This window comes from Acidisphaera sp. S103 (assembly GCF_009765975.1).
In the GTDB taxonomy this organism is placed as follows: domain Bacteria; phylum Pseudomonadota; class Alphaproteobacteria; order Acetobacterales; family Acetobacteraceae; genus Rhodopila.
Window position 1 is genome coordinate 300,486 of the sequence record NZ_LMUJ01000031.1, and the last position, 10,688, is coordinate 311,173.

At 62.3% G+C, this 10,688-nt stretch carries 10 protein-coding genes, 1 tRNA gene and 2 pseudogenes; 9 read left to right on the forward strand and 4 right to left on the reverse strand.

Going from position 1 to position 10,688, the window contains the following annotated elements; all coding sequences use genetic code 11:
• Positions 1 to 366 (forward strand): annotated as a pseudogene (locus tag GSQ89_RS38375) (septum site-determining protein MinD); the annotation flags it as partial.
• On the forward strand, positions 363 to 662 hold the full coding sequence (minE, locus tag GSQ89_RS05925; protein ID WP_158922965.1) for a cell division topological specificity factor MinE: 300 nt from the start codon (positions 363 to 365) through the stop codon (positions 660 to 662). The pseudogene GSQ89_RS38375 and the gene minE, both read left to right, overlap by 4 nt.
• A 36-nt stretch (positions 663 to 698) precedes the next feature.
• Here minE and GSQ89_RS05930 read toward each other — a convergent pair whose 3' ends face one another.
• Positions 699 to 2,204, reverse strand: a complete 1,506-nt coding sequence (locus tag GSQ89_RS05930; RefSeq protein ID WP_158922967.1) for a Do family serine endopeptidase — start codon at positions 2,202 to 2,204, stop codon at positions 699 to 701.
• Between the two features lie 588 nt (positions 2,205 to 2,792).
• Here GSQ89_RS05930 and GSQ89_RS05935 point away from each other — a divergent pair.
• From GSQ89_RS05935 to GSQ89_RS05945, 3 genes are all read left to right on the forward strand, one after another.
• Entirely contained in the window at positions 2,793 to 3,884 is a 1,092-nt protein-coding gene (locus GSQ89_RS05935) for a class I SAM-dependent methyltransferase (protein ID WP_158922969.1), read from the forward strand.
• Positions 3,885 to 4,175: 291 nt separating this feature from the next.
• Positions 4,176 to 4,421, forward strand: coding sequence for a hypothetical protein (locus tag GSQ89_RS05940; RefSeq protein WP_158922971.1), 246 nt, complete (start codon positions 4,176 to 4,178; stop codon positions 4,419 to 4,421).
• 160 nt (positions 4,422 to 4,581) lie between these two features.
• Positions 4,582 to 4,656, forward strand: a tRNA-Thr gene (locus GSQ89_RS05945).
• 22 nt (positions 4,657 to 4,678) lie between these two features.
• On the opposite strand, the gene GSQ89_RS05950 is transcribed toward GSQ89_RS05945, so the two are convergent.
• A complete protein-coding gene (locus GSQ89_RS05950) occupies positions 4,679 to 5,056 on the reverse strand; it encodes an outer membrane protein transport protein (RefSeq protein ID WP_216856027.1) in 378 nt (125 codons plus the stop codon).
• A gap of 218 nt (positions 5,057 to 5,274) precedes the next feature.
• Between GSQ89_RS05950 and gnd the strand changes: the two genes are divergently transcribed.
• The 4 genes from gnd (at position 5,275) to GSQ89_RS05970 (ending at position 9,505) form a co-directional block, all read left to right on the forward strand.
• Entirely contained in the window at positions 5,275 to 6,258 is a 984-nt protein-coding gene (gene gnd / locus GSQ89_RS05955; RefSeq protein WP_158922975.1) for a phosphogluconate dehydrogenase (NAD(+)-dependent, decarboxylating), read from the forward strand.
• On the forward strand, positions 6,255 to 6,761 hold the full coding sequence (locus GSQ89_RS05960) for a gluconokinase (RefSeq protein WP_216856028.1): 507 nt from the start codon (positions 6,255 to 6,257) through the stop codon (positions 6,759 to 6,761). The genes gnd and GSQ89_RS05960 overlap by 4 nt, the downstream gene beginning before the upstream one ends.
• The gene (locus GSQ89_RS05965; protein WP_158922977.1) at positions 6,758 to 7,528 is read left to right on the forward strand and encodes an SDR family NAD(P)-dependent oxidoreductase; all 771 of its coding nucleotides are present in this window, start codon (positions 6,758 to 6,760) and stop codon (positions 7,526 to 7,528) included. The genes GSQ89_RS05960 and GSQ89_RS05965 overlap by 4 nt, the downstream gene beginning before the upstream one ends.
• A 210-nt stretch (positions 7,529 to 7,738) precedes the next feature.
• Complete coding sequence (locus GSQ89_RS05970; RefSeq protein WP_158922979.1) at positions 7,739 to 9,505, forward strand: hypothetical protein; 1,767 nt, start codon at positions 7,739 to 7,741, stop codon at positions 9,503 to 9,505.
• A 297-nt stretch (positions 9,506 to 9,802) separates the two neighbouring features.
• Here GSQ89_RS05970 and GSQ89_RS05975 read toward each other — a convergent pair whose 3' ends face one another.
• Together GSQ89_RS05975 and GSQ89_RS05980 are read right to left on the reverse strand one after the other, a co-directional pair.
• A complete protein-coding gene (locus GSQ89_RS05975; protein ID WP_158922981.1) occupies positions 9,803 to 10,192 on the reverse strand; it encodes a hypothetical protein in 390 nt (129 codons plus the stop codon).
• Positions 10,193 to 10,399: 207 nt separating this feature from the next.
• Positions 10,400 to 10,688 (reverse strand): annotated as a pseudogene (locus GSQ89_RS05980) (HoxN/HupN/NixA family nickel/cobalt transporter); the annotation flags it as partial.

A 10,688-nucleotide genomic window follows, 5' to 3' on the forward strand; every position in this document is an offset into this window, starting at 1 on the left:
GATTCCGATCGCATCATCGGCATGCTGGACTCGAAGACCCTGCGCGCCGAACGCGGCGAACGCATCGACAAGCACCTCCTGGTCACCCGGTACGACGCCGCTCGGGCTTCGCGTAACGAAATGTTGAAGGTCGAGGACGTCCTGGAAATCCTGTCGATCCCGCTGCTCGGGATCATTCCGGAGAGCGAAGAAGTTCTCAAAGCCTCGAACGTCGGCTCGCCGGTGACGTTGAACAATCCGAACAGCGCACCATCGCGGGCCTATTTCGACGCGGCGAAGCGATTGAAGGGCGAACAGGTCGATGTGGTGATCCCGCTGGAGCGCACAGGCTTTATCGGCCGGCTGTTCGGACGGAGGGTAGCATGAACCTATTCGAACTGTTTCGAAGCAGAAAGACCACCGCCCCCGTCGCTCGGGATCGCCTTCAGGTGCTGCTGGCACACGAACGCAGCGTGATCGGTAAATCCGATCTGCTGGCGACGTTGCAGGAAGAAATCTTGGCGGTGATCGCCAAGCACATCACCGTTGACCGGGATGCGGTGCAGATCAAACTGGACCGCGGACCATCGGTTTCGATGCTCGAAATCGACGTGGAAGTACCGCTGAATGCCGCCAAGCTGGCACGACCGGCGAGCGGCAAAGGCGTTCCCGCCTCGGCATAAGGGCGAGGCAACGATGTGCCTCGCCCCCACCCTGTTTTAGCCCTGGTCGGCCTGCCCGCCCAGCGTCACGCCCACGAACACCGGCTGCCCATTCCGGATAACCCGCAAGGCCAGCGCATGGTCCGTATTCAGCGCGGTGCGCATTGCCCGGGCTGCCTCGGCCGGATTGTTGACCGCGTGCATGCCCACGCCAACGATGACATCGCCCGGCTGCAAGCCAGCCGCCTCGGCCGGAGACCCTGGCTGCACACCCTGCACCACCGCGCCGTTCGTCCCATCGGGGACGTCGAACTGATTGCGCACGTCGGGTGACAGCGGCCCCAGCGCCAGCCCGATCTGGGCGTGGTGATCGTTGCCCTGGAGGTTGTTGCTGGCGACCTGATCGTTCGGCAATGTCCCGACCTTGACGGTCACATCCTTGCTCTGACCGTCGTGCAGGATGCTCAGATGCGCCTCATCCCCCGGCTGGATACTGGCGACGTTCAGCGCGAGTTCCTTGGGATTTTCGATCTTGGTGCCGTTCACCGCCTGAATCACGTCACCGGGCTGCAACCCCGCGTCGGCCGCCGGGCTGTTCGACTGGATACCGGCCAGCAAGGCACCTCCATTCACCTTCAGGTGCATGGCCATGGCGGTGGTGGGCGTGATCTCCTGCGCTTCCACGCCGACATATCCGCGCACCACCTTGCCGCTCTTTTCAAGCTGCGCCGAAACGGTGCGGATCATGTCCGACGGGATCGCGAAGCCGATGCCGACCGACCCGCCGGTGGGCGACAGGATCGCGGTGTTCATGCCGATGACCTTGCCATCCTGGGTGAACAGCGGCCCACCCGAGTTGCCTTTGTTGATCGGCGCATCGACCTGGATGAACTGGTCGTACGGACCGGCGCCGATGTCGCGGCTGACGGCCGACACGATCCCGGCGGTGACAGTGCTGCTCAGGCCGAACGGATTACCCATGGCGACGACCCACTCGCCCGGCTTCACGTCGTGCGAATCACCCAGTTGGATAAACGGCATGGGATGACCCGCATCGATCTTCAGGACGGCGATATCGGTGCGGGGATCGGTGCCGATCACCTTGGCCGGCAGCACGGTTCCGTCGTCGAGGGTCACACTCAGGCTCTGCGCGCCCTTCACGACGTGATTGTTGGTGACGATGAAGCCGTCGGCGCTGATCAGGAAGCCCGATCCGCGGGCTTCGACCGCATGTTCCTGCTGCTGCTGCTGCGGGCCATTCGGGAACATCTGGTTGAACGGGAAGGGAAGCTGCTGCATCTGGCCACCCGGCTCTTCATCCACCGCGGCGCCGGCTTTCAGCTTGTTCGTGATGGACACGACGGCGGGCTTCACCTGGGTCACCAGATTGGTGAAATCAGGCAGGACGTGCGGGACGAGCTGGGCGCCAGGCGGGTTGACCGGCGCGACGCTATCGGCCCAGGCGCTATGCCCGATTGCGTAGCCTCCCAGACTGGTACCGGCCAGCAAGGTCGCGGCAAGCGCCGCCCGGCGCAGCGGATGGCGTTGGGTTTCAGTGTTCATTAGGGCATCTCCTGGTCCCGTTAATGGTTGGCATGGCGGGGTCGATGCGGATTGGCTAGCGTGTGACCGCACGGACAACACGATGAACATGCGGATGTTGAGTTAACCGTTCTCTAGGTGGAGCGATTACACTTGTGTCATTCGCGCCACACTGGTTCGTGAACATTCGGACATCATCTCGTGGGACGGGATCGCGCGATACGCATTGGTGTCTTGGCGGTGCGCTCATCCCGGGACAGGTCGGCCAGGGCACGGGCGGCGCTGTATTGGTGGCGGCGAAGGCCTCCGTTTCGGTGACCACCCTCCGCAATTTTGAGAGGGGTGCCACTATCCCGATGACGAATAATCTCGCCGCCATCCGCACCGCCCTCAAAGCCGCCGGGGTTGAATTCATCCCGGAGAACGCTGGCGGGGCTGGGGTGCGGTTACGGAAGGGGGAAGGCCGGCGGCTTCCTGGTGGACGCTGGCGTTGCGGCGGTGGCATGCTGCGGGGCTTCGCGTATCGGTCTCACTGAGGGTCCTGTGCGAGTTCCATTCCAAATCCATCGCCGTATCCCGTTCGTTCGGCGGCCATTCTGGCAAAGAGAGGTGGCGCTCCGAGAGCGCGACCTCGCGATTGACGAACGCGACCGCGCGCTACGTGATCGCGATGAGGCGCAGCTCGCCCTTAGGCGCGCCTGGGCCGAACTCGAATCCTCACGGATTGCATCCGAAAGCGGGCAATCATCCCAACCGGAACCCGAATGCGTCCCGTTGGATTTCATGGATGCCAGGTATCAGGAGCATATGAAGGCCGTCCTGATGCGGTGGAAGTTCTCTCTCCTGCCAGAAAATTATCTCACCTCAAAACAGTACCCCATCGATGTTATTGAGGAGACTTATCACCGGGTGAACAGGTTCCATTCGTATCTAGTCCCGTGGGTGAGGCGCGCGTTTGACCTTAAAGGCGCCAGGGTTATCGAAGTTGGCAGCGGAACGGGAAGTTCGACGCTAGCGTTCGCCCCGTATGTGGATCACATCCACTGCTTTGAACTCGAGGAAAACCCCATCGCCGTGGCGAAGGAGCGGCTTCGGTTTTGGGGAATCGAAAATATTAGTTTCGAGACCGGGTTGTTTGACCGCTCCGCGCCGCTGCTGGCCGGCGATCGCCAGTTCGATATCGTGCTGTTGATAGCCGTCCTGGAACACGTGCATTTCCACGAATTTCGGGAAATTCTGGAGACCGCCATGAAGGCCCTCCGGCCGGGTGGAGTGATCGTAATTGGGGAGACACCTAACAGGTTGAGCTTTCATGATTCCCATTCAAGCCAGATCGATTTTTTTCAGTGGTTGCCCCCCGAAATCAAGCAGGAATACTACCGATTTTCACCGCGAGCCCACTTTGCCCATGATATCGGCGATACAATTCGAGAACACGGCGCGAATAGTTTAGCACTTCAAGAGCGACTTGTGCGGTGGGGGCGAGGTGTTTCGTTCCACGATTTCGAACTCGTCCTCTCTCCCAAGGTTCACGACATGATCGTCCTGGATGGTTGGGAGGACGAGATATTGCCAATGGCGCCAGTGTCGGACGATGATGAGGTAATCTTGGATATATTTCGGCGTGCACACGTCAAAGCCAACAAGGCGTTCGCGCGGTCGTGGATGTACTTGGTAATCCGGAAGCCCGACTGTCAATAAGTCGCCGTTAGCGCCTGCACCACAGGAATGGAGAAGTGCACCGAAACAGGGGTTGCCGAGGGATCGTGTAAAATGTGTTGAGGACACGTCCCCGGTTCACCTCAGCCCACTTAATCGTCGATTTGAAGGGCCGCACACTCACAGTCGCCCATACTACGCAGACCACCTCATGGTGAGTATCGTGGCGGACCGGCTGGTAGAACACCTGCGGCAGTCTGGCTTCATAGTGATGAAGAAGTCGCAGGCGCCACTTCCTGGTATGGTGGAGTATGTGATGAAGAGGGAAGAGCCATGATCGCGTGGCAGAAGGCGAAGGATGGGGCGACAGCGAAAAGAAAACCCGAAATGAGCACCTATCACCCCATCGTTGATGCAGGTGACCCCTCCGGGATCGATAAGAGAACGTCCATCGAGGCCGCGAATACGGATGAGGCCAAGGTCCTGCTGGAGGAAAAATTCGGGCGAGGTGCTGTGGTAAGTCTCTGGGGAGAATGGGAAGCGCAGCAAGCGCGGGCCAAAATAAGCGCTGAAAAGTAGGGACTATAGCGCCTCTCGGGGCGCTTTTTTTGCCATCGTCACCAAGATTGCGAAGCGCTATTGGGTATGCTCTAACTGCCGCCGCCTCCGAATTTGCGCCGGATTAGCAGGACAAAAGCGGGACAAAACGGACACAAAAACAGCGTAAGCCATTGAAATTGCCGGGTTAGCACAGTGGTAGTGCAGCGGTTTTGTAAACCGAAGGTCGGGGGTTCAAATCCCTCACCCGGCACCACGCCACAGACAGGCCGCCCGCCTCAGAACCGGTATTTAACCCCAAGGCTGACCGTATCGGCGGAGTTGGCACATTTGCCGATCAGAATGCTGGACATCGTCGATGCCTCTGATACGATTTCTGCCGACGCGAAGAACACATGCGCGTAAACGGCTTGCAGCGTCAGGTTCGGCAAGATCTCATACTGCCCGCCCACACTCACAAGATACCGGTCGCTGTCCGGAACACGGAATGTGCGGTTCGAATCCGTCACCGGACTCTGATCGAACCCCACACCCCCTTGCAGCATCAACGCCCTGGTCAGTCTGTAGTTGGCGCCCACCGAGAGGCCCACGCTTTGTTGACGGTACCGAACAAGCAGACTGTCATCCATACGAGGCACCGAAATTTTGTTGTTCACGTCCGATCGTTTCTCTCCCGGTCGCGTACTCGTTTCGGACAACGTTATTGACCTTTCAGTTTTTTAATTAACGCACATGGAAAGCAGATTGCCCAATCACCGGCAGGTGCACACGACGCCCAGGGCGGGCGGCTTGCCAGAACCTCACCATATGGCAGGCTGCGCCCCACGACCCCGCGCACCCGCTCGGGATAACCGCAACACAGAGGGCTTTCGGAATGCAGATCGGCGTGGTGGGACTGGGACGCATGGGTGCCAACATCTCCAGGCGGCTGATGAAGGCGGGTCATTCCTCGGTCGTCTGGGACGCCAGCCCGACCGCGATCGACGCCCTCGGCAAGGAAGGCGCCACCACGGCGTCCAGCCTGAAGGACCTGGTCGGCAAGCTGACCGGCTCGCCCAAGGCCGTCTGGGTCATGCTGCCGCACGGCAAGATCACGCAGGATACGATCGACGCACTCGCTGGCCTGATGGCCAAGGGCGATATCATCATCGACGGCGGCAACACCTACTACAAGGACGACATCCGTCGCGGGAAGGCCCTGGCCGAGAAAGGCCTGCGGTATCTCGATGTCGGCACTTCGGGCGGCGTTTGGGGGCTGCAACGGGGCTACTGCATGATGATCGGCGGCGACGCCGGCGCGGTGAAGCACCTCGATCCCATCTTCGCCGCCCTGGCCCCCGGGATCGGCACGATCGATCGCACCCCCGGCCGGGAAGGCCGCGATCCGCGCGCCGAACAAGGCTACATCCACGCCGGCCCGGTCGGGTCCGGGCATTTCGTCAAAATGATCCACAACGGCATCGAATACGGCATGATGCAGGCGATGGCCGAAGGCTTCGACATCCTGCGCAACAAATCCTCCACCGCCCTGCCGGAAGACCAGCGCTTCGACCTCAACATGGGTGACATCGCCGAGGTCTGGCGCCGCGGCAGCGTGGTCAGTTCCTGGCTGCTCGACCTGACCGCCGACGCGATGGCCAAGGACGAAAAGCTGGAAGCCTTCTCCGGCGAAGTCGAGGACTCCGGCGAAGGCCGCTGGACCATCGAGGCAGCGATCGAGGAAGCCGTCCCCGCCGACGTCCTCGCGGCCTCCCTGTTCACCCGCTTCCGCTCGCGCCAGAAGCACACCTTCGCCGAGAAAGTCCTGTCCGCCATGCGCTTCGGCTTCGGCGGCCATGTGGAGCCGAAAACAAAATGACCATCGTCGTCGTCATGGGCGTGTCGGGCAGCGGTAAGACCACGGTCGCTGCCGGCCTGGCGCGCGGGGAGGGCTGGACCCTGCTGGAGGGCGATTCCTTCCACCCCGCCGCCAACATCGCCAAGATGGAAGCCGGCACGCCGCTGACCGACGAAGACCGCTGGCCCTGGCTGCACGCCATCGCCGATCGGCAGGACGAGCTGCGGGCAGCCGGCCAGTCGGCGGTGGTCGCCTGTTCGGCATTGAAACGATCGTACCGCGACATCCTGATCGGCGACCGACCCGACACGCTGTTGATGTATCTGCGCGGCTCCAAGGCCCTGATCGCCGAACGGATGAAAGCGCGAAAGCACCATTTCATGCCGCCCGCGCTGCTGGACAGCCAGTTTGCCACGCTGGAGGAACCAGGTCCGAACGAACACCCGATCGTCGTCGATATCGGCCCCCCGGTCGAGGTGATGATCCAGCACGCGATCCGCCAGTTGAAGGAGCATTTGCCATGACCCAAACGTTCGCTGTCTACCCCAGCCTGCGCGATCGCGTGGTGCTGGTCACCGGCGGCGCCAGCGGCATCGGCGCGGAGCACGTGACCCAGTTCGCCCGTCAGGGGGCGAAAGTCGCCTTCCTGGATATCGCCGATGAAGCGGCGGCCTCGCTGATCGAAACAGTGCGCCGGGAAGGCCTGCCGCCGCCGCTATACCTGCCCTGTGATCTGAAGGATATCGCCGCGCTGCAAGCCGCCATCGCTCAGACCGCCCGCCAGCTTGGCCCCATCACCGTCCTGGTCAACAACGCCGCCAACGATCAGCGCCACGACTACAAGGACGTCACGGTCGAATACTGGGATGAGCGGATGGCGACCAACCTGCGGCACCAATTCTTCGCCATCCAGGCCGTCGCACCGATGATGCAGGCCGCCGGCGGCGGGTCGATCGTCAATTTCGGCTCGATCTCCTGGCACAGCAATCAAGGCGGTATGCCGGCCTACACCACCGCCAAGGCGGCTATCGAGGGCCTCACCAAGGGCATGGCCCGCGACCTGGGGCCACACGGCATCCGGGTCAACTGCGTCATCCCGGGCTGGATCATGACCCAGCGGCAGATCGACTTGTGGCTGACCCCGGAAGCCGAGGACAACCTGCTCCGCGCCCAGTGCCTGAAGACCAAGCTGGTGCCCGCCGACGTCACAAGGATGGTGCTCTGGCTGGCCTCAGATGACAGCCGCATGTGCAGCAGCCAGTTGTGGGTGGTGGACGGCGGTCGCTTATAGATTGCCGGACCCCTCGGGATGACCGTAATGTAATACCAACGGCCCGGGTTGCCTGCTCTTCCGGCGACCCGGGCCGTTGGTATCGCGTGCGGGGTTGGCGGGGGGCCGCGCGCCGAAAGAGACTCCTACCGGCGGCCGTTGACCCATTCTTCATGGGTCAACATTTAGGGCCATTGGTAAAACGTCGACACCCCGGTCTCGGAGAGCCCCGTGCGAGCCAAGCAGACCCAGGCAGATCAACCGCCCGAACGCCGGCTGGCAGCCATCCTGGCGGCCGGGATCGAGGGCTATGCGCTGCTGACGCGCGACGACGACGACGGGGTCCATCGCAGGGTCAGCCAGGAACTCGACCGCCTGCGTTCCGCCGTCACGGTTGCCTCCGGCACCATCTTTTCCTTTGCCGGCGACAGCATCATGGCCGAATTCGCCAGCGCGACCGAGGCATTGAAATGTGCCCTCCGCATACAAGCTGCCTCCATGGGGCGCACGGCGCGCGCCGTCGAACCCATCCGTTTTCGCATGGCCGTCAATGCGGGCGAAATCCTGGCCGGCAAGCGTCATGTCGGCGGCGCCGCGATCAACCTTGCCGGACGTCTGGCGCGGATCGCCCCACCGGGCGGCATCGCCCTGCTCGGTGCGTTGCACGACCAGCTTCGCTATGCCGTTCCGGTGCCCGCCGACCCGATGAGCGAGCCGGACCTCGACGAACCGCTCGCCGTGGTCTCGATTTCGCCGCAGGCGTGCCTGGCATGGGCCGGCGAGCCCAGGCCGGCCCGCAAGCCCGCCGAACCCCGGACGGAGGCCGACCCGCGAGCCTCCCTCGCCATTGTGCCGTTTCGCGCCACGGGGGCGGGTGAAGCGTTCGCCGAGTCCACGACGGACGGCGTCATTCGCATCCTCGGCGGCATGGCGACATGGCTATCGGTCAGCCGCACGCCGGCAGCCTCGGTTCGGGCGCCGATCGACCTGCAGCGGGTGCGCCAAACCTCCGGCGCGCGCTACATCCTGCACGGGTCCGCCGAAACCGAACGGGACATGCCGCGGCTGGCCGTGGAATTGAACGAGGCCGAGACCGGCCGCGTGTTGTGGTCCGACCGGTTCGACCACACACCGGGGGACCCGACCGAAGCGCGGGAGGACCCGGCCCCCCGGATCGCCCGCGCCATCCCACCGTTGCTGCTGCAACGTGAACTGGATCGATCGGCCCTGGTCCGGTTCGACACGCTGACCGCCCATGACCTGGCGCTGCGGGCCTACACCGCGATCATGCGGCCGGAGCGGCATACCTTCGACGCCGCCGCCGACATGCTGCGGCTGGCCCAACAGCGCCCAGGCCCGCACGCCAGCACGTGGTTCGCCCTGGTGTGGTGGCATTTCATGGCCATCAGCCAAGGCTGGTGCGCCGATCCCCCCGCCGAGGCGCGTGCCGCCGCCGAGGCCGCCGCGCGCATGGACCGCAACGATCCGGCCGCGATGGCGCTGCTGGCGTTCATGCATTCGGTGCTGCATCGCGACCACGCGGTGGCGGCCGCCATGCTGGACCGGGTCATCGACGGCGCCCCCCACTGCGGCATAGCCGAGTGCCTCAAGGGCCTGTCGCTCAGTTGGCTGGGTGATGCGCAGACGGCGATCTTTCACGCCGAACTGGCCGGAACGATGCCAGCCTTGGGTCCCGAGCGGGCGTGGCAGGACCACGTGACGGCGGGCGCGCACTACATCGCCGGCCATTACGGTGATGCCGCCCGCTGGGCCAGGGTGGCGGCGATGCATCATCCGGGCCTCGCCGCCAACGCAAGAGTGCTGGCCGCCAGTCTCGCGGTGCTTGGCCGGCTGGATGAGGCGCAGCAGGCCGCACAGCAGTTGCTGACGATCGACCCGGATTTCCGGATCGGCGCGTGGCGGGCACGGGCCATGCTGCCGCCAGCCAGCCGCGATACGCTGGCCCAGCGGATGCGACTGGCGGGGCTGCCGGGTTAAGTGTTGTTTGCGTTTGGCGGGGTGGCCGGCAGGCTTTTGCCTGCATTCTTGATTGCTTTGCTGCTGACAGCACCCCTGCATCGCGCGTGGTCCGTGAAGGCGAAACAGCGCGATGCCAACAACTGACACCCTAAGGCTTCGTGCATAAACAAATGCTTCGATGTTGGCACTGTTGCCCAGTCCCGTCATGGCTGTCCTTCGCCCGCCGTAACGATGAGAGGCCGGCGGCGTTCACCGGACAATTCGCTTATTCCCCGGCGAGCCCTAAAGAGAGCTAATGGAACACAGCCGCGGGTCCTAAAATCCCACGCCGCCCCTTGTGACTCTCACATTTTTTATCAGAGGTCCGTCGGTGTGAATTTGAATAGAAACCGAACTTTCATAACCGAAGGTAATATATTCCGGTATTGGACAAATAAGATCGAAATATTCTTGACCTAGGGTCCGCTCCCCTTTCTTACGCCCAGCCCCAAGCGAAACAGCGAATTTTCTCAAAGATTCTACATCCGATCCAATAGGAAATCTCCCCAAAATCGCGCCTGTAAATGCATCATTACTTTCTCTGGAAAATTCATCTTCGTGAGGATAAAGGATAGCCATTGCTATAGCCTTGCGATGGTCAGTGCAGCCCTGTAGGCACAATAGCAGCGCCGGGATGATGGTAAAACGTGTCTGCATTCTGCTCATACAGCGTCCTACTGTGCCGAATATCGGAAAGCCAGCCTTATCGCGTTCGGGCGACACGTATGCAGGATCTGCGGAATTCAAGATATACGTTTCGAATACAATTCATTGATTTATTGGGTATTTTCTATTGCGTAATTCTGACGGACCATGCCACTCGACTTTTCTCGTTGAGCCAAAAACGCAGCGGAGAATACAAGCTCAACCTTCCTACTCACTCGCCGCCTCTGCCAACCGCTCATACCCCTTCCACCGATACACCACCGCCGACACACCCCACGCCGCCGCGAAGATCCCCACCACGGCGAACCCAAGGTTGCCCAGGCCGCCGTTCAGCCCGGACACCACCGACCACACCCCGCCCTGAAGCCCGAACTGATCGGCCAGCAAGCCCAGCGCCTCGATCCCGCCGATCAACAGCGCGACGACAACGGATGCGGCGGTGATGGTCAGGTTATACCACAGCTTCCGCAACGGCTTGACGAACGCCCAGCCGTAG